The organism is Sphingomonas sp. 1185, assembly GCF_040544655.1.
GTDB lineage: Bacteria > Pseudomonadota > Alphaproteobacteria > Sphingomonadales > Sphingomonadaceae > Sphingomonas.
The window spans coordinates 250,530-267,621 of the sequence record NZ_JBEPKL010000002.1 but is presented as its reverse complement, the minus strand read 5'-3'; the positions used below and the strand labels follow the sequence as shown (position 1 = coordinate 267,621).

At 63.9% G+C, this 17,092-nt stretch carries 21 protein-coding genes; all 21 read right to left on the bottom strand.

All coding sequences use genetic code 11. The annotated features are described in order from the left end of the window. Window positions 1-572 precede the first annotated feature (572 nt). Window positions 573-1,382, bottom strand: coding sequence for a hypothetical protein (locus ABIC44_RS03500; protein ID WP_354293670.1), 810 nt, complete (start codon window positions 1,380-1,382; stop codon window positions 573-575). Next, window positions 1,379-1,903 carry a DUF5983 family protein gene (locus tag ABIC44_RS03495; RefSeq protein WP_354293667.1) on the bottom strand — a complete coding sequence of 175 codons (525 nt, stop codon included), beginning with the start codon at window positions 1,901-1,903 and terminating at the stop codon, window positions 1,379-1,381. Before ABIC44_RS03495 ends, ABIC44_RS03500 begins: the two co-directional genes overlap by 4 nt. A gap of 171 nt (window positions 1,904-2,074) precedes the next feature. After that, entirely contained in the window at window positions 2,075-2,521 is a 447-nt protein-coding gene (locus tag ABIC44_RS03490; protein WP_354293665.1) for a UCP036055 family protein, read from the bottom strand. 70 nt (window positions 2,522-2,591) lie between these two features. After that, window positions 2,592-2,849, bottom strand: coding sequence for a hypothetical protein (locus tag ABIC44_RS03485; RefSeq protein ID WP_354293663.1), 258 nt, complete (start codon window positions 2,847-2,849; stop codon window positions 2,592-2,594). A 9-nt stretch (window positions 2,850-2,858) separates the two neighbouring features. Continuing rightward, on the bottom strand, window positions 2,859-4,196 hold the full coding sequence (locus ABIC44_RS03480; protein WP_354293662.1) for a hypothetical protein: 1,338 nt from the start codon (window positions 4,194-4,196) through the stop codon (window positions 2,859-2,861). A gap of 6 nt (window positions 4,197-4,202) precedes the next feature. Continuing rightward, window positions 4,203-4,805, bottom strand: coding sequence for a hypothetical protein (locus ABIC44_RS03475; RefSeq protein WP_354293660.1), 603 nt, complete (start codon window positions 4,803-4,805; stop codon window positions 4,203-4,205). Window positions 4,806-4,976: 171 nt separating this feature from the next. Then, window positions 4,977-5,258, bottom strand: coding sequence for a hypothetical protein (locus tag ABIC44_RS03470; protein WP_354293658.1), 282 nt, complete (start codon window positions 5,256-5,258; stop codon window positions 4,977-4,979). Window positions 5,259-5,372: 114 nt separating this feature from the next. After that, on the bottom strand, window positions 5,373-5,819 hold the full coding sequence (locus tag ABIC44_RS03465) for a DUF5983 family protein (protein ID WP_354293656.1): 447 nt from the start codon (window positions 5,817-5,819) through the stop codon (window positions 5,373-5,375). A gap of 53 nt (window positions 5,820-5,872) precedes the next feature. Further along, window positions 5,873-6,745, bottom strand: a complete 873-nt coding sequence (locus ABIC44_RS03460) for a Mom family adenine methylcarbamoylation protein (protein ID WP_354293654.1) — start codon at window positions 6,743-6,745, stop codon at window positions 5,873-5,875. Between the two features lie 42 nt (window positions 6,746-6,787). Then, window positions 6,788-7,558 (bottom strand): PRTRC system ThiF family protein, encoded by a 771-nt coding sequence (locus ABIC44_RS03455; RefSeq protein WP_354293653.1) that lies wholly within the window; start codon window positions 7,556-7,558, stop codon window positions 6,788-6,790. Beyond that, window positions 7,548-8,207, bottom strand: a complete 660-nt coding sequence (locus ABIC44_RS03450; protein ID WP_354293651.1) for a PRTRC system protein A — start codon at window positions 8,205-8,207, stop codon at window positions 7,548-7,550. The genes ABIC44_RS03455 and ABIC44_RS03450 overlap by 11 nt, the downstream gene beginning before the upstream one ends. Continuing rightward, entirely contained in the window at window positions 8,204-9,010 is an 807-nt protein-coding gene (locus tag ABIC44_RS03445) for a PRTRC system protein B (protein ID WP_354293650.1), read from the bottom strand. The genes ABIC44_RS03450 and ABIC44_RS03445 overlap by 4 nt, the downstream gene beginning before the upstream one ends. 8 nt (window positions 9,011-9,018) lie before the next feature. Then, the gene (locus tag ABIC44_RS03440; protein WP_354293648.1) at window positions 9,019-10,008 is read right to left on the bottom strand and encodes a hypothetical protein; all 990 of its coding nucleotides are present in this window, start codon (window positions 10,006-10,008) and stop codon (window positions 9,019-9,021) included. A 182-nt stretch (window positions 10,009-10,190) separates the two neighbouring features. Further along, on the bottom strand, window positions 10,191-10,397 hold the full coding sequence (locus ABIC44_RS03435; protein WP_354293647.1) for a PRTRC system protein C: 207 nt from the start codon (window positions 10,395-10,397) through the stop codon (window positions 10,191-10,193). Window positions 10,398-10,443: 46 nt separating this feature from the next. Then, complete coding sequence (locus ABIC44_RS03430) at window positions 10,444-10,869, bottom strand: PRTRC system protein E (RefSeq protein ID WP_354293645.1); 426 nt, start codon at window positions 10,867-10,869, stop codon at window positions 10,444-10,446. Between the two features lie 37 nt (window positions 10,870-10,906). Continuing rightward, complete coding sequence (locus ABIC44_RS03425; protein WP_354293643.1) at window positions 10,907-12,622, bottom strand: PRTRC system ParB family protein; 1,716 nt, start codon at window positions 12,620-12,622, stop codon at window positions 10,907-10,909. Window positions 12,623-12,688: 66 nt separating this feature from the next. Next, window positions 12,689-13,882, bottom strand: a complete 1,194-nt coding sequence (locus ABIC44_RS03420; RefSeq protein WP_354293642.1) for a DUF932 domain-containing protein — start codon at window positions 13,880-13,882, stop codon at window positions 12,689-12,691. Between the two features lie 711 nt (window positions 13,883-14,593). Then, the gene (locus tag ABIC44_RS03415) at window positions 14,594-15,592 is read right to left on the bottom strand and encodes a deazapurine DNA modification protein DpdA family protein (protein WP_354293640.1); all 999 of its coding nucleotides are present in this window, start codon (window positions 15,590-15,592) and stop codon (window positions 14,594-14,596) included. A gap of 3 nt (window positions 15,593-15,595) precedes the next feature. Beyond that, window positions 15,596-15,886: a hypothetical protein gene (locus tag ABIC44_RS03410; RefSeq protein ID WP_354293638.1), complete on the bottom strand. Its 291-nt coding sequence runs from the start codon at window positions 15,884-15,886 to the stop codon at window positions 15,596-15,598. A gap of 38 nt (window positions 15,887-15,924) precedes the next feature. Beyond that, window positions 15,925-16,224, bottom strand: a complete 300-nt coding sequence (locus ABIC44_RS03405) for a hypothetical protein (RefSeq protein WP_354293637.1) — start codon at window positions 16,222-16,224, stop codon at window positions 15,925-15,927. A 166-nt stretch (window positions 16,225-16,390) separates the two neighbouring features. After that, window positions 16,391-17,089 (bottom strand): hypothetical protein, encoded by a 699-nt coding sequence (locus tag ABIC44_RS03400; protein ID WP_354293635.1) that lies wholly within the window; start codon window positions 17,087-17,089, stop codon window positions 16,391-16,393. Window positions 17,090-17,092: the final 3 nt, after the last annotated feature.

Here is a 17,092-nt window from a genome sequence, read left to right as displayed (position 1 = left end):
CGTTCGGTCCGGACGCGGCGGCTGGCGGTCGGTGACACGATAGGGCTGCACCGGGTTTCGCGTCTCGATAACATAATGCAGACGCCCAGTCGCCCGGCGTAACCGAAGGGCTACGGCATATGCGTGGTCGAACGAGGCAAGTTTTGCGCGGAGTGGAGAAATTGGTATCACAATGCTCTCCATGACAAATGGATCACGGGTCGACCGAGACGGATGTGCCGTCCTTCGGACAGAACACCGGCAGCTTCTCGGCGGTTTTGGTGTCGTGCCGCCGCTCGAGAGGACGAGGACGGTACGCCTGCCGAGATACTCCGGCGGCCAGTTTTGCGGACGAACTTCACCGGCGGCCCCTCGGAAATCAGGGTGCGTTCGCGACTGGATGCGGTCGAGTTTCTCGACGAAGGGGATGGCCGCGTTATACGTGACGACAAGGGGGGCACCCTCATGGCTTCGGGCATCAACCGCGGTGCGTGTCGATCGCGCTCCATCCAGGTTCTTCTCCCGGGAACCGGATTGCTGGAAGGGGCGCGAGGCCACACACAGGCCGCGAGTACGGAGTGCGGATCGGTGCTTCACCAGCCGGGCTGCTCCTGATCGAGAATGAGGCGAACGATGGCCAGTTCGTCCGCCGGATCGTTCGCGCGATCACGGACCAGATCGAGCGCGACAGGATCGGCAAGTACGGCCTGACTCAGGTCCCGGTGATAACCGTCGACATCATAGCCGTTACAAGACAGTTCGCAGGCGAGGTGCAATACTGCATGAAGTTCCTTCACGCGCAACGTGGCGCGACGTCGGCGACCGGCATCGTCGTCCCAGGTTGAGCGACTGGCGATCCGCAAGGGCAGCGACCACCGCCAGCGATCATCGGGGTCTGGCAGAACCGAGCCCACAGCGGCCCAGCCGGCGTCGGACAGCGCGTCCCCCGGAATGAGCGCGATCGGGTCATGTGACCATTCGAGTTCCTCAAGGTAGAGGATACGGGCGGCGACACGATCCATGCGCGCGAGCGCATCGGGGTACGTCGCGCGCAGACCTTGCCCGAGTTCGAACGGCGTCAGCGATACGAGGAGAGTTCGATCAGCCGGATCCGGGACGAGACGCGGTGCGTACAGCGTTGCCAGATCCACCGATTGGGTTGGGGTCCCCGCCGCAAGGAGGATCGGAAAAAGTACCCTCCAGAGCGCTTCGGGCCAGCCGTCAAGCGGGATGGTGTGGCGCAACGTTCCGCTGTCGTCGGCATCGATGGTGTTGATCCATGTTCCGCTGCGGATCGCCGGCAGCGTGTCCGGATCGAAGGCGACGGCGCCCAGTATCGAAAGTTCGATGCTGCTGAGCGCGACGTGGATCGCACCGGCGCCGCAGGCTGCGGCGCGCCTCATATAGCCAGCTCCGCGGATGGTGCTACGAGCGGAACTTCGAGGGGAACGACATACCGGTCGCAACTATTGCAGAAGACCGGATCGTACGTGTCACCGAGCTTCCATGCCTGCGTTGTTTCGTCCCAAGTGGTCCAGGCATCCCTGACGACATCCCCTCCCCCACAGTCACGACAGCGAATGGCGATCCTGTTCGGCTGTCCGGACTGCCCCTCTTCCGGGTAGACGGATAAAGAGCGGCATGGGATCTCTTCGCGATCCAGCGACAGCCAACTCGCGCCCTCTTCCAGCGCTTGGCCGAGGAGCCTCCAAAGAACGGGCGGAATGGTTTCGGGCCGGCGGGAATGGTCTTCGACGACCCCGACATGGATCATATAGCCATCGTGATGGAGTACAATTGTCAGGTCCGTTCGATTGAGGATCGAGTACCCCGCCCGACTGTCGTCAATGAGATCTTCGATAACGTTTCGCTCTTCGGCAGGTAGATGCAGCATCGAGCAGACGCAGGTATGGAAGCGGCGCATGAGGGTCTCCGAATTGTTGCGTCAGGGATGATGGCGAGGAAGGCTGGCCGGCGGTCGGCCGATCGGATGCCGGCTTGCACCCCGGGGTGATGGCGTCCGATCTGCGGTTCCGGACCCGGCCAGCGTGCGTTTCACGACTCGCGTGACAAACGGGCGCGAAGGTTTTCCCTGTCAGGCGGCGATCGCGGTTGGCGGCACAACATCGATCCGCGCGTCACGATAGCCATGGGCGGCCTGCCAACGCAGGGCTGTATCGCGGTCCGGGGCAACGTGCTGCAGCTCGTCCCGTCCCATCAGGCTGGTAATCACCAGCGCTTCGCCTGGTTGTGGCACCGACACAATCTCGAAGCGTAGCGGGGTGTTAGCGCCGAACACACGATGCATCCGCATCACGATCGTGCCAGCCTCGCCGAAATCACCTACGTGGATCGTAAAGCTCCTGAGCATGATCGATGCGGGCTCAACGTCGCGTCCGACGAGGCGCCCTGTGCCGTTACGATGTTCCCAGTCGCTTATCTTACGAACGTGCCGAGCCGGCGGTCTGGGCGTGCCATCGCTCCAACGGACCAGTGCACCAAGCGGTGCTTCAGCAAGAAACTCAGCGGCGGATTGGAACATGAAAATTCTCCTGACCGGACCATCCGGTCAGTCCGCCTCCATCCTCTCCCCTTCCGCCAACTGATGGCCGTTACGACATGTCGATCCACGGGTTCTCCGCTCGAAAGCAGGCCGGATCGCAATGGACGATGGCAAAGCCGCCATGGTGGAAGCGTTCGCCATCGATCGCGACCGGCCGGACACCGAGGCGACGGCAGGGCATGTTCCGGCGGTCGCGGAAACCGCATGGTATCGCCAAGGTCGGAAGCGATGCTGGATCGATATCACTCGGCGTGTGGCGCTCTCGGTCGAGACCACTGAACAGATCCAGGGTGCGATCGCTGGTCATCGCTGGACCTCAAGCGGCGATCGCGAGACGGGTCGCCGCCCCGAACGCGCGTAACGCCCGCGCCATCTCGATCCGCATCCGCGCCTTGTTCGAGATCACGATCTCCGGCGCGAGGGCGATGCCAGCGGCGGTGACATACCCGACTGCCGGCACGCCGGGGGCGATCTCGATCAGGATGCGATGCCCGCGCGGTTCCACCTTGCCACCATAGCGCGCGGTGAACTCGCCGAGCCGGCCGGTAAGCCCCTGGATCACCTTGCTCCAGCGGATGTGCCCTGCCCCGACATTCTCGCCGGCATTACACCCGCGTGCCAGCCAGGTCCGACAATGCGCGCGTTGCTGAAGGGGGGTGTTGCGAGTGCGTTCCATGATGCGGCAGAGAGGCAGGATCGCGGCATGCGCGTCGATGATCCACAGGTAATCGCTCTCTGCGGCGACGAGGATATCGTCGATCTCGATGTCCTTCAGCAGGGTGGCGAGCTGCTGTCGCACGCGTTGCGAGCGGGAGAGTGCCTCGGCGGTTTCCGGTCTCATCGCTTCTGACCACGGCGCCAGCCGCGCATGACCATCGATAAAGCCATGGGCCGCGGAGAGGATGATGATATGCGCCTGCGAGGTGCCTGGTGTCCGTCGGATCTCTTCGGCAAGCGGATGGTCGAGGAACTCTATCGCCGGGGCCGAACGGTTGAGGTCATGGGTTCTCCCTGCGGCGAGGATGACGAGACGCCTGTTCCAGGCAACAGCGCGATGCGCGTCGCTCGGTTTGGGCCAGTCGCTTGGCAAGGGACGGGCGCGGGCGCGACAATGTGGCGTCGCCGCAGGGGTGCCGGGCGTTGCAGTGAGCCTTCGCCGTGCCGTGTCGAAGATGTCGTCGCGGCGCCCACCACCATCAGTGAAGCCCTGGTCATAGGCTTCGGTGGTTCCCGAGGGCACGACACCGCGGAGGTTGGGACCTGGCGGGTGGAAATCCCAACCGTGCTTCGCCGCAGACCAGCCCGCAGCATAAGCGACCGACATCAGCCAGCGGTAGCCATAGCGATCGCGGCCGGTCAGAATAGCGGCATCCTGCGGCGATGCCTTGCCAAGGCGGACCTGGCGCTCGATGAAGCGATAATTGGCCAATTCCTGTTCACGCTCGGATTCCAGGCGGATTTGCTCGTTGACAGGACGCATGGCGTCGACCCGCGCGCGTGAGCGCGCCTGCCGGTCCGCGAGCGGGGCTGAAGGCGGCAGGTCGGGGTAATCGCGCCACGCTGCCGCAATCAACGCCGCATGTTCAGCCTTGCGACCATGAGCGATCCAGCAATCTGCGTCGGCAGGATCGAAGTGGCTGTTGGGAATAGACATCGTTCGTCAGGCAGCAAGCGGCAGTGGCGCGAGCGAGTTGTCTGTCCTCTCGCCCTGATGCCGATCATCGCGGATCCGCGCGATCTCGTGAGCACAGTGGTGTTTGAGCGTGGCGTCGTCTGTCGACACAGCGCAGGCAATTCGCCCGAGATGGCGAGCGAGGAGGATGACGGCGGGATCGTTCTCGGGATCGTGGCCGGCCGCGCGGCAGTCTTCGATCGCGGCGGCGAGGGCATGCGCGCCGGCGGTGACGATCCTCAGCGCGCTCGGATCGAGCGCCTGTTGATGACGGTAGAGCGTATCGAGAGGCATGGACGGTCTCCCTGAGCGAGTCTCTCCCATCCCCCCTTTTCCGCTCCGATGATCGCACTGTGCGATGCTTGACGCCGCGCTTCGATCGTCCGGCGGGAATGTCGAGCTTGGTGCCGACACGATCGCGCGGGCGATATGGCCGGCATAGACAGCGACTGCGGCCCAATAGGCGGCCATCGGCGGTTTGCGGGTATGCCAGCTTTTCTCCGCGCGGTGCCTGGCGTCCGCTCGCAGTTCGAGCAGAAGTTGCCGCAGGAGGTAGCGTGTCGAGCGATCAAGGCGCTGGAGCACGACCATCGCCGGCAACCCCAATACGGGATTACGCACAACCGCCTTGTTCGATCGCCGGATCATACGGCTGCTCGCGCAGTGTGCAGCTGACCGTTCGGCGTTGAGAGGGATCGTATCTCGACCGATACATAACCAATATCCGGCAGACACGGCCGATAGCGTCGCTTGGCCGGCATTTTACTCGTTGCCTTCGGAAAGGCCGCGCCACCCTTGAAGTTTCTCTGCGCTGCCATAGCAGCCGGGCGGCGCGTAGCCGGTCAGATACTCGACATAGAGCGGCAGAGCCGCCCGGTTTTCTTCGTCGGCACCCTCGATGGCGCCAATCAGGTCGTTCGAGAGCAGGCAACGGTAGAAGGTGCTGAGCGAAGCGCCATAGCCCCGCTCGATGTACCGCCGAATGCGTTCGCGACCGCCTTCCGGAGGCATGTTCAGCTTCTCGATCCACAATGGGGTCATCATAGATCTCCGTTTCCGAAGTGGGTTGCAGGATGGTTTGGCATTGGTAAGCCGATGAAGGCCCTCGTCGGCGCGCCGAACGGTGCGCAGGGCCGGCAGTCCACGGCTCTTCACCCTTCACCAGTCATGGACGTCGAGGCCATCCACGACGCTGGCGTCGCAATCGAACAGGATCTGGTCGAAGCCCCGCGCTCGGCCGAAGCGCATCGCAGCAAGCAGATCGTCGGGAATCTGTTCGGTGGGCACGTCGGGCTCGCGGGTTGCAACGAACCAGCCATAAAAGGTGCTGGCGACCGATATCGGTGCGGGCGGCGGCGGTCCTACGGACAGGCTCTCGAGCCATTCCGATGTCTCATGGGAGATATGGGTGGTGGACAGGACGCAGTAACGGCCTTGTTCCAAATCGCCGTCCTCGGCTGGCGTCGAAGTCCGACCATCGAGAAATGCGGTGAAACCGGCAGCGTCGTTCCGCTGGACGATGAAATCGAGCAGTTGGGCAATCTGCTCGCTTGCAGCCCATCCTCGGTTTGCTGCTATCATGTGAAATCTGTCAGTGATGGTCACAGGCACTCCTCCTGCCGGGCGGGCCGCTTCCGCCGCTGCGATGGGAATCATCGTCATGCCGATCGGGTGAGCAGCGGCAGTGCGGTGACGTCCCCTGCAACCGCCGTGCGATCGAGCACCGGATAAGGCTGGGCGGGGATCCGGGCCGCGGCGTAACGCGCCGCGCGCGTCAGCGGAAAGACATAGGCATGGCAGCCGGGATGGCGCTGTCGGCGCAGGAAGCCGCTGCGCTCGAGCCGGCTCAACCACGCCCGCGGTTCCTCGCCAACCAACCGCGGCGGCGCTTCGACGGCGAGCAGATCGTCCGTCGCGTAACGCTGACCGCATTCGGCGTTGCGGATCTTCGACAGCGCCCGGGAGGAGATCGGACGTCCGTCCGGAAGGATCAGGTCCGTGCGCCGACTGGAGCGTCCGAGATAGCGAGCAGCCATGACCGCATAGAGGCCGCCGACATGGCCGGGCAGGAAGACATGACCTTGCGCATCCGTCCGACGCACCGGGTCGGCATAGGAGATGACGGACAGGATCTCGGGCTTCTCACGGCGCAGCAGGCGGAAGGCGCGCGCAACCAGGAAGCTCTCGGCATTGCCGCCCTGGCTGTCGAGCACGACCAGGCGTCCAAGATCGCAGGCCGCGCGCGGATCGCGCAGGCCGGCATTTTTCGCCACGCTCGCGTCGTTCACCGGATGCGAGAACACGCAGACTCCGACAAGCTCCGACCTGCCCCCCGCGCCACCGGCGAACAGTCCGACCGACAAACGGGTGACAGGCATCGAGGCGGCATAATGGTGTGCGCGCACGAACGGGGCCGCGACCTTCCGCGTCTCGATCACGTCCACCGCCAGGCGCCTGGGATCGATCTCGCTCGCGGCCGGAACCCAGCGGCTCCGCCGGTCGCGCCAGCGCTGAGAACGCGTGGTGTGCATGACGATCTCCCTTTCCGATCGCCAATCCCTCGCCCCCTCCCCTCACCCTTGAGGTTCGCGCTCGCGTGGCAACGGGATCGGAACGGTTTGCCCGGTGCCGAGGTTGAAGAAGGCTCCGGCATGTCCGATCGATCCTCGGCCCAGAAGGTCGAACAGCAGCGCGAGCGCATGGGCAGCGAGGACGCGGTTCACGAACAGCGACTGGCGCTCGAGTGCTTCGGCGATCGAGCAGGATGGCGCATCGTCATCCGGCAGTTGGTCATCGGCGAGTTCAGGGAAGATTTCGAGCACGGTGGGCAACCGCAGTCGTCCGGATTTATCCGCCGATCCGGGGCAGCCGATCAGGAATTGCCCGTCCACCGCGCGATTGCCAAGGTCCATCCAATAGGTCGGTTTGCGTGCGGCATCCTCGATCGCGGCGCCAAGTGACCGGCGAGCCGACGCGGTGTCGACGCAACTGATGACGATGTCGAAAGGCTGGAGGTCGACGGCTTGCGGCGCCCGGCCATGGATCGCCGTCCACCTAAGACCGTGGGCGATGTTGATCCGCTCGGTGAGTACGCGCGCTTTCGCGTCGCCGATATCGCAAGCATAGAAGGGTTGGCGCCCGAGATTGGCTTCGCTGACGATGTCATCGTCGACCGTGGTGACGTGCAGCGATCGCGACGAGATCGCACGCAAGCCGCTATTGAGCGAAGCCAGTCCCATGAGCATCTGGGCACCGTTTCCCCCACAGCCAACGAGCAGGATCCTGATCGTTCGCTGGTCGAAGCCTGCTGGAAGATAATGGCGTACCTGGACATCAATCGCCATGATCCGTCTCCGCAAAGGGGCTGCGCGGCAGGGTGATGAACATGCCGGCGGCGCAAAGTCGTGCCGTCATATCGGGACCGGCGGGGTCATCGAGGCGACCGATTACGATCGCGACCTTGGTCGCGTGCGCATCATCGGCGTCGTCGGTAGGGCTGAAATAGGATCGCAATCGCCCATGGCTGTGGACGTCGCAGACGACATGCCAACCGGGTGGAGGGACCGGTGTCTGGTATACGAGGCGCGACGGGCTGGCCTCGATGACAGTTGGAAATTCGACGCAGAAGGTGCGTCTGTCCTCGTTCCAGAGGATGAACGCCGCCGCCTCGTCAGGCAGGCTGGCACGGAAGCGTTCGCGGATCGCATCAAGATGTACACGCGGGATCAGACCGCACCGCAGCTCGGCCCTGGTCGCGCCTATGCTGCCATACGGGAGATAGGCGGGAATCGGTGGCGTGACCGGCAGGTCGAGGATTAGCCAGGGTCGACGCAGGATCAGCATCACGCCATCGTTGCCGATCACGAAACCATGGCCGACCCGAGTGGCCCGTAGCGTATCGATGGCAGGGGATCGGCCGATTGCGGGCACCGGATAGCACGGTACGGCAGCAAGGATTGAAACCGCTGTAGGATCGTCGGCAAGCTGGGTCATTTGCCACCCCGGGCGATAATCCGGGCCAACGTCATCGGCTCGGCTGCAGCCTGAGCCCCGCGCGTTCGCGCGCGCGCGTTCGCTCTCACGACGAAAGGCTTGAGCCGCCGGACGGGGAAGCGCTTCGCCTCGCGGGCGGCGAGATCATCCCAAAGCCGGATTAGGCCCCCTTTGCCCGTCACTGTCAGATCCTGGCCCGGATTGGTATGTGTCGACCAGGAATCGAAGACCGCGCGCTCAAACGCCGGGATCGATGCGACCTCGAGACTTGCCGGTCGGGGGACGGTGCCCCAGCAAAGCTGGCCGTCCGAAAAGACGTTCAGGATCGGAGAATGGCGCAGCAGCGTTTCCGCAATCGGCCGCTCGTTTACCGGCAGCGCAAAGACACCCAGGCGGGACCGGGTCGCGACGAAAAGATGGGCCGGATAGGGCACCGGAACTATCGTTCTCTCGGCAAGCCGGTGCAGGTCTGGCGGTGGATTTGATAGCGCGAAGAAGCCGGGACGAACCTGCTCGGGCGTCCACCAGGCGAGCATTTCGGAGTGCGCCACGAGCACGTTCTCTGGCAGAAGTTCGGGTCTGGTGGCGCGGCCAAGCACCTCGCCCCAATGCCGCAGATGCGCCCGTGACAGCGGCACACCCGCCGCGATCGTCGGCCGATCCTCGTCGTCGAGTTCGATCAAATGAATACTGGCAAAGGCGGATGCTTTTTGCAGAGCACCGCCTGACCGATAGAGCAGGATGGCGTGGCTCAGGGTGAGGCTGCCGCCCGGTGCAACGAAGCTGGTGCGATTATCGTTCATGGCGAACCTCATGATTGAGCGGGATTGAAGGCGATGAGATCCTGGACCGCGCAGAGGAAGCGCGCACCGAGTCCGAACGAGGCGAACCAGCCGTCGATTCTTGACGCGTCGGGGAGCGGACACAGGCCGGCAACGTCGGCGAACCCGACTTCCATTCCGTGACGGGCGATATCGTCGAGTTCACCCGCGAATTGCGCGAAGGGCACGAGTGTCAGCGGCGGTAGGTGGTAGTGTTCCTCCATCTCGGGCATGTAGTCGTACAGGATGTCGTGTTCGACGTGCCAGGCGTCGCTGCCTGGTGGAACACCGACAAGAGCGTCGTGAGCCTCGCGCACGCGATCCAGGCGTTCGTGCAAGGAGCGGGGCAGTAGGGCGTCCACGACCGCATTGTCTGCGATCATCCATGGCGGGCGGCTGGCATGCAGGGTGGAAGGGAGTGTCTGACCGTCGAGTTCGTGCTCGCTTACACCGTGAAGATCGATCAGGGCGTCGCGCGCCGCATCGTCCTCCGTCTCGCCTTCCCAGTTGATGGCGGCGTATTCGTCGAACAGGTCCTGGTACCCAAAAACAGGGAGGACCCGTCCCAGCATCCGCTTGAGCGCCGAATAGGCCGTCGCGCGCCAGGGAATCGGAGCGTCGCCGTCTTCGATCCAGCCGAGATCGATCTGGCCGAGACCTTCGCAGATGATGGCCAATGCGGTATTTTTACCTGCCTCGTCGCCCCGAACCGAAACCCGTAGGCCAGCGAGCGCGACGGGCTCCAGAATGTCCGACACCTTTGTGCCGAAGGCCCGCTCGATATGTCGCCGGGCCTGCGGACGGGTATATTCGGCCCTGCTCGTGTATTGTTCGGCAACCCAGGCGCCGATCAGTCTATGTTGAGGCGAAAGCGGGGCGTCGAAGACGACAGGAATATCATCGGACAACCGGACCGCGCGGCCAGCGAGTTCAGCCAAGCGGGGCGAGCGGCAATCCGGGCGGGGGCCGAAGTGGTTCAAGGCGGTCGTAACTTTCGGTCGCCTGCGGACCGGCAAGGATTGCCGCGTGAAGATGGGCGGCCTGAGCGCCGCAAGTGGGGTAGGAGAGACCGGAAGAGTCGCTTTCATCGCTTACGAGCCAGTCAATGAGGGATTTGCGCGGAGCAGCGGGGATGGCTGATGGCTTCGGGCTGGCCATCGCCTCAGCCCTTGGTGCCGACCGCACGACGGTATTCAATGACGTGCGCATCGCCGGATACGCCGGCATCGAACATCTCGGCGTTGAGGATCGCAGGATACAGCGTTGCATGATAGGCCCGCAGGGAGGCCTGGTCGTCGGCGAGATGCGGCGGGACCGGCAGGTCGATACCGTCATAGCGATACCGGCGGGTCAGGTGGAGGATCTGCATGGCGGTTGTTCCTCGGCTATGATGTGGCGAAGAGGAAAGATGGCGCTCACCAGAGGCTGGCAGGCTCCTCCGGGCGAGCGTCAGCTGGCGGAATCGCCGGAGCTGGTGTTTTGAGCGGGGCGCTGACGGGTGGCTTAGGCACTGCAGCGGTTTTCGCCTTCGCGGTTTCCGCGGCGGCGGCTCGGGCGGTTTCGGCTGCCTGGCGCTGCTCAGCGATCTGATCGGCGAGTGTACGACGGACGACGATCAATTGGCCCAGCGCACCAGTCGGCCCCCTGGCGAGTTCGGCGTCGATTTCCGCAGCGGTGCCGGAGAGGGAGATCGGCCGCGTCTCGGATGGTTCAGGCTTGTGGGCTGCCCCCTCGGGCTTTCGTGGGATGATGGTCAGTGTGACGGTGTCGTCCGGGCCGGCGACCAAGTCGAAGCCGAGCGAGTAACGGGCAAGCAGCGGGAGCAGGCTGGCGATCAGCATCGGGGTCAGTCCTCAGTTTGGCGAATAGCAACGACGGTCAGGCGGCGAGCTTCGTCGCCCGATCGCCGGCGTCGTTGCTGGTGGCGGAGGGAGGCGGACCATATTGGCCGTCGAGCGTCATCGCGCCGGGAAGGCGCCCGGCCCAATCGAAGCCGATCCGGTGGAGCATGCCGTTGATCAGGTCGGATTTCTTCGACGCCAGCAATTTCGCGAACGCCTTCTCGCCGATATGAGTGATCAGGCCGCATTCGCGGGCGATGTAGTTGAGCTCGTCCTTGGCGTAGGTTTGCAGAAATGCATGATCGACCTGCCAGCTGTCGCGCAGATCGACGCCGAAGGCCTGGGCCAGGCTGGCCACCTGGGCAAAATCCTGTACGTCCCGGGCATAGGCCGCACCGATCGCTGACAAGACGGTTGCGCTCTGGACATCCGGCAGCGTTCGGATCGTCTCGATCCTGGCGGCAAAGTCGAGGGCCAGGAAGCCGCTGCCGACCAGCAGATCGGCTCTGGCCTTCAGCGTTTCCGGCCTGATCTGCGAGAGCGTGCCCGACATTGCCGCGACGAGGATCACTGCGCGGGCATAAGTGGGATTGCCGGCGAGCGTGCGAGCGAGCGCGGTCCGCCAGGTCGCCTCGCGCAGGTCCTTGGTGCGGCGTGCGATCGACGTGGCGGTGACGCCTGGCTTGTGTGTTGCCGAGGGACCGCTGGTCGAACTGCGTGGAGTCGAAGCGGAACGCGACGGGGACACGACGGCACCGCCATCTGGCACGGTGGCGCGCTCGGCTTCATCATCGTCACCAACGCTGGTTTCGTCGTCGGCGTCATCGACCTCGCCCTCGCCGACATGGTCGGCATCGTCCTTCGCGGTGAGAGCCACCTTCCGGGCAGTCCTTTCAGCCTGTTCCTCCTGCTCGAAGCGGATCGCCTCCGCGGTTTGGGTCTTGAGTTGGAAACAGTCGGCGTTGGTGCAGTGCCCGTCATCGACATGGGTTTCGAACAGGGTGCGCTGCGAGGCCGAGTTGAACGGACAGGTGGTGCATTCGCTTCTGTCGAAGATGGCGGCCGACAGATCCTGGGTCACGCGCATCAACAGGTCGCGCGTCTTCGCAACGTCGAGCGCCGCCTTCAGGATCGTGTCCAGCGCTGCATCCTGTTTGTCGGCTGGAACGACGGCGAGCAGCTCGGCATGACCGACCTTGATCCGGCGTTCGTCGAGCGCGCATTTGACTGTCTCGGAAAGTTTGGCCAGCGCGAGGCGGCGATCGAGTTTGGCCCGCGACCAGCCGAGCCGACGGGCTGCCTCTGCTCGATCGCCGCCGCAGGCCGCCAGACGACGAGCAGCAGCATCTGCTTGCTCGGTCTCGGAGGCATCATCGCGCGCGTCGTTCTCATCGATCGCGGCTTCAAGCGCCTCATCGTCGGTCATCTCGCGTATCGTGACAGGCACATCCCCGTCGCAACCGTAGACCTCCAGCCCGGCGCGATAGCGTCGCTCACCGCAGACGATCTCGAACAGGTCGCCGGCGATCGGCCGGACGACAATCGGCTGGAGGATGCCGCGCAGCCGGATCGATGCGACCAGTTCGATATGTTTCTGACGATCGAAGTATCGGCGGGGGTTTCTCCCCTTGACGATCCTGGAAAGCGGCAGCGTGTCGCGGACTTGGGCTGGTAAGGAGCTCAAGGCGGTTTCTCCTGGCAGAACGTGGATTGCCGACTGCGGCATGCGCGGGAGGTCATCACGCGCGGTCATGCCGACGCCCGGCAAGGTCGTTTGACCAGGCCGGGTGTCGGTGGGGCGGCAAGCGGTCAGGAAGGGTCAGCGTGCCTGTTCGAGCAGCTTCGTCGCTTTGGCCTCGAGTTCAAGACGGCTGTCCTGATGCGTCCTGCCGCGGGCCAGCGCAGTGATACCCTGCACAAAGTCGAAGACGGACGCCGGCGGGTGCCCTTCCTCGGCAAGCACCATTTCGATCACCTTAGAGGTTTCCGCCTTCGAGAAGCCGCGCTTGCGCAGAAAATCCGTGCGATCCTCGTCATTGCGCGCGACGATCCGCTCACGAGCGGATCGAATGCCGTCGACAAAGTGGCGTGGCGAGCTGTCGGCGAAGCCTTCAAGTGCCGGCGCCGCCTGGTGCGCGAAACGGGCGGCAGCAAATTTAGAGTGGCGAATGTTGACCTGCTGGAAGTTCTCGGCGCCCCAAATGTTGCGGTTCTGGCACACACCGCGCAGGTAGAAGGTTGCGATGCCGAGCGTCTTGGCACCGACCTCGCTGTTCCAGCAGTAAAAGCCGCGAAAGTAGAGATCAGGGTCGCCGTTCGGTAACCTGCCGGCCTCGATCGGGTGGGTGTCGTCGACGAGGAACAGGAAGACATCCCGGTCCGAAGCATAGAGCGTCGTCGTCTCCCGACTGACATCCACATAGGGGTCGTGGCACATCGTGCGCCAGTCGAGCAGGCCGGGCACCTTCCACCGCGTATCCCCCACACCGTTGCCGGCGATCTTCATGACGGCAGCAACCAGTTCATGATCCCAGATTCGGCCGTAATCGGGACCGGTCACAGCACGCAGTTCGGTACGACCGTCCTCGGTCTGGAGGAGCTTGACCTGCTCGGCACGGTGATGGAGTAGACCGTGTTGCATGTTGATACCGGCCAGCACCGCGGGAAGCTGACGCAGATAGGCAGCGGGAGCGCCGACGAGGCCACAAAGCTGGCCGAAGGACCAGTTCGTGGGCGCAACCGGTCCACCGGAGTCGGGCACCAGCAGGGTCAACTGCTCCCGATTGTTCCCGCGCGCCTCGACGCGGATGCGCGCACTTTCGACGACTTTCGTGGTGGCGCACTCGGCCCGGCCACGAACGCTGGCATACAGATCGATCAGGGAAAGGTAGCGTTCGTCGTCGGGACGGGAGAACCATTCCGAAGCGACACGATCGATGTTGCGACCTTTGGAGATGTCGACGCGGTAGGCGCCGCCGACGGGTCGGTCGTTGACGTGAAGCTCGGTCGCCATGGGATTGCCTCCTGCTGGATTAGGGCACGGACCGAACCCCGATCCGCCCTCTGGCCATCCCCCCTCCTCCCTCATTGCGCCGTCCCGACATCATGAACCACGGCGCGTTGATGGTACATCACGGGGATCGTCCCTGATCGATCGCCGGATATGGGTATTGCAAGGTCTCCAAGGACGACACGTCGATGCGGGCTCCACCGGGCCAATCGACGCGCTCGCCTTCGCTGGCCGAACCCGCGACCGCCCTCGCCGCCCCCTTCCTCGCGCAGGCGCGTCCCGATCGATCGTCCGGCAATGCTGCACGTCGCGACGATACGATCATAGCTTCGGTGATCAGCGATGCAGGCAACCGACCTTCCTTTGGTCAGAGACGCGAGCCGCGCCCTGGCGGCGGCACCGCCAGGCTCGCGGAGCTCCGGCGCATAGAAGTCGGCAAGCCGAACCTCGATCCATCGGTCGGCTCGGCCGGCGGGGCCGACGCACAGGCCATCGCCATCGATCACATGGCGGACGACACCGACGAACCGTGTGCCGGGCCGAGGCAGCGATCCTGTGCAGGGGTCCGCAAGCGCGGGCATCGGCAGCAGGATACAAGCGAGCGCCATCCAGGCAAGATTCGCCCATTGCAGGCGCGAGCTTCCTGCAGGAGTATCGTCTAGGTCGAAGTGCTGGCACGCCATGACATCCTGCTCCCCGAAACAGGTAAACAGCTCAAGCCGCGATTGACTCTGCCGCCCACTGTTCGATCCAGCCGTCGGTAATCTGGTCATAGGCGATCTCGCCGTCGACGATCAGAGCGCGTATATCGCTCCGCGCGTCACATAATGCGCGCTGCCAGGGATCGTTGGATTGTGGCTCCGACGCGGGGAGATCGAGCAGCCCCTGCACCGGCAGTCTTCTTGTGGCTCGGGCATGCTGGCGCGTCGTCCATTGTCTCATATGCCTTGCGACCATCGAGCCGGTCTTCGACCGGCATGTGTCATAGGCTTCCCTGCGTGCGGCGATGCCATAGGCCTGGCTGTCGATGCTGGCGACCCGGCCACCGAAGCCCGCCAGCAGCGACAACGCAGTCCCTTTGACCCCGAAGCCGTGCAGGCGCACGTCGGCGGGCAACAAGCGGTCGAGCCGGTCGATGACCGCAATCAGCCCGTCAACCCCGGTGACGTGGCGCCGGCAAAGGCTGCCCACGCCGATCACCTGTCCTGGTCGTACCAGATGCGCGATCCCCTCCCATGATCGGAGATAGTCGTCGGGAACACGGCCCTGCAGGACTGGCATGAAGGTCGAAGCAAGGCCGGCATCGACTGCCTGAGCGTGGCAAGCGCGGTTGAGCTGGATGGTTCGTGCGACCCGATCGAGTACCTCGGCGCGATTGTGCGCGATTTCGGCCTCGCAGCACAGGTCAAGGCTGGCAAAGCGTCGGAACTTGAACGAGCCGGCCAGCCGGATATAGTCGTCAACAGTCCATGGAATGCCGCGTTCTTTCACGGCCAGTACGAACCCGGCGCTATCGAGATCGACCGATGCAAGACCATGGGTGTTGGCTAGAGTACGCGTCCGCCAGCCGCACCACTCGCGGCACCCATGCCGGCGCTTCCAGCGCGAAAAGGCATTGGCCGAGACGAGGACCGGGACCTGCATGGCCCTAGCCTGGTCGAGTAGCGGCCCCTTCGAGAGGTGGGGCAGACCGACGACGATTTCGATCGTCATGGATCAGCTACGGCGCGGCCTGCCATCCGTATCATAACGGCTGGGGTCGGCGCCGGGGACGTCCCAACCGAACATCGAGCCGACCAGCATCGCTTCGATCTGCGGCGGCGCGGCCTTGAAGACGGCGTTGATGCGCTCAATAGTCATGTCGTCCGGCAAAGGCCAGTGACCGGCATGTCCTCGCTCGATGACGATGGGCTGATGCGTAATGGGCGACAAAACCGCACACATTTCGGGCAATGCCGCATACCCATGGTCATGATGCTCCTGTGCGTCGTTCGGATCGGTCATCATATGCGTTCCTAAAGTAGCCTGACCGGAGCAGACGTCGCTCAAGCGGCTCGCCAGAGGCACCACCGCTCGGCGGCCTGCTGTGGCGTGAGCAAATCTCGGCAGCCGATGCAGAAGCGGTGAAAGGACTCGTCGAGCGCCAGGCCGGGATTGCGAAGAATGGCGATGACGGCGTCCGTGAACGGGTCGTCCCTCTCAACCGCATCCTGTGCCCTGGCCAGAAAGCGGCGTAGCGTAGCCGGTGAGCCGGCGTGCGAGGCGTACCGCAGCAGGATCGCGGTCTGCGTTTTATCGCTCCAGCCGTGATGAAAGGCAGCCTGACGGAAGATCGTCTCAATCATCGAAGGCTCCATCGTGGTAAGCTATTGTGCCGCATCGGGCGAGCCTCGCGTTCAGCCATGTGGGCGAGCAGGGCGCATGGGCATGATCCTGCTCGCGAAGTTCCGAGAGACTGACAACAAGGCCGGCCCGCTCGATTTTTGACTCCACGACCTGCCCTCGCTCCCGTCAGGCGGCATCGCGGGTCCATTCGTAGAGCAGATGGGCATCAGGATTACGGTCCGTTCCCATGGCAATACGGACCATGCGGCCATCACATGCGAAGGCGGAGGCACGGGGATAGCTGAGGTGGCTTCCGCCGATCACCAGATCGACCGAGCGAACCTTCTCGACGGTACGTGCGACACCGATGTTGGGATTCGACCACGGTGCGTGGATCAGCTTCAACGTGTCGCCAGGTTTGATCGTCTTCCGGAACGCCGCCAGCGTCATCTTCTGATCGACGGGATGGGCCATCCCGCGGCGTGCCGCCAGCGTCGTCCAATATGCGCTGCCGATCCGAACCTCGCTGTAGAAGGCACAGGAATGATAATCCTGGTAGAAGTTCGATCTGGTGAAACCGAAACGCTCGATCTGGTCGCGCGCCGTCGTTCGGAACGCGTCGCGTTCGTCTTCGCTGGTGAGGTCGTGCGGATGATCGAGAAGCTCGGCGATAAGCTTACGGCCGCCAACAAAGGCCTCGGTACGCAAAGCGAAACGACTCTCGGGAAAAGATGCGGCAAGATGATGCTCGATCCGTTCATGTAGTCCGGATAACGATTCACCGGGCCGGTGGAGATCGCCCCGGTAATCGAAGTTGCCGCGATCGTCGGTTAGGGTCTTGCTGTAAAGGACGTGCTGATCAGGCGTGACGGGAACGTCGGTCATGAC

Bases quoted from the DNA above. Each gene is read 5' to 3' on its own strand.
- ABIC44_RS03500 (WP_354293670.1), bottom strand. From the start codon at position 1,382: ATGAGGCGCGCCGCAGCCTGCGGCGCCGGTGCGATCCACGTCGCGCTC.
- ABIC44_RS03495 (WP_354293667.1), bottom strand. From the start codon at position 1,903: ATGCGCCGCTTCCATACCTGCGTCTGCTCGATGCTGCATCTACCTGCC.
- ABIC44_RS03490 (WP_354293665.1), bottom strand. From the start codon at position 2,521: ATGTTCCAATCCGCCGCTGAGTTTCTTGCTGAAGCACCGCTTGGTGCA.
- ABIC44_RS03485 (WP_354293663.1), bottom strand. From the start codon at position 2,849: ATGACCAGCGATCGCACCCTGGATCTGTTCAGTGGTCTCGACCGAGAG.
- ABIC44_RS03480 (WP_354293662.1), bottom strand. From the start codon at position 4,196: ATGTCTATTCCCAACAGCCACTTCGATCCTGCCGACGCAGATTGCTGG.
- ABIC44_RS03475 (WP_354293660.1), bottom strand. From the start codon at position 4,805: ATGGTCGTGCTCCAGCGCCTTGATCGCTCGACACGCTACCTCCTGCGG.
- ABIC44_RS03470 (WP_354293658.1), bottom strand. From the start codon at position 5,258: ATGATGACCCCATTGTGGATCGAGAAGCTGAACATGCCTCCGGAAGGC.
- ABIC44_RS03460 (WP_354293654.1), bottom strand. From the start codon at position 6,745: ATGCACACCACGCGTTCTCAGCGCTGGCGCGACCGGCGGAGCCGCTGG.
- ABIC44_RS03455 (WP_354293653.1), bottom strand. From the start codon at position 7,558: ATGGCGATTGATGTCCAGGTACGCCATTATCTTCCAGCAGGCTTCGAC.
- ABIC44_RS03450 (WP_354293651.1), bottom strand. From the start codon at position 8,207: ATGACCCAGCTTGCCGACGATCCTACAGCGGTTTCAATCCTTGCTGCC.
- ABIC44_RS03445 (WP_354293650.1), bottom strand. From the start codon at position 9,010: ATGAACGATAATCGCACCAGCTTCGTTGCACCGGGCGGCAGCCTCACC.
- ABIC44_RS03435 (WP_354293647.1), bottom strand. From the start codon at position 10,397: ATGCAGATCCTCCACCTGACCCGCCGGTATCGCTATGACGGTATCGAC.
- ABIC44_RS03430 (WP_354293645.1), bottom strand. From the start codon at position 10,869: ATGCTGATCGCCAGCCTGCTCCCGCTGCTTGCCCGTTACTCGCTCGGC.
- ABIC44_RS03425 (WP_354293643.1), bottom strand. From the start codon at position 12,622: ATGACCGCGCGTGATGACCTCCCGCGCATGCCGCAGTCGGCAATCCAC.
- ABIC44_RS03420 (WP_354293642.1), bottom strand. From the start codon at position 13,882: ATGGCGACCGAGCTTCACGTCAACGACCGACCCGTCGGCGGCGCCTAC.
- ABIC44_RS03415 (WP_354293640.1), bottom strand. From the start codon at position 15,592: ATGACGATCGAAATCGTCGTCGGTCTGCCCCACCTCTCGAAGGGGCCG.
- ABIC44_RS03410 (WP_354293638.1), bottom strand. From the start codon at position 15,886: ATGATGACCGATCCGAACGACGCACAGGAGCATCATGACCATGGGTAT.
- ABIC44_RS03405 (WP_354293637.1), bottom strand. From the start codon at position 16,224: ATGATTGAGACGATCTTCCGTCAGGCTGCCTTTCATCACGGCTGGAGC.
- ABIC44_RS03400 (WP_354293635.1), bottom strand. From the start codon at position 17,089: ATGACCGACGTTCCCGTCACGCCTGATCAGCACGTCCTTTACAGCAAG.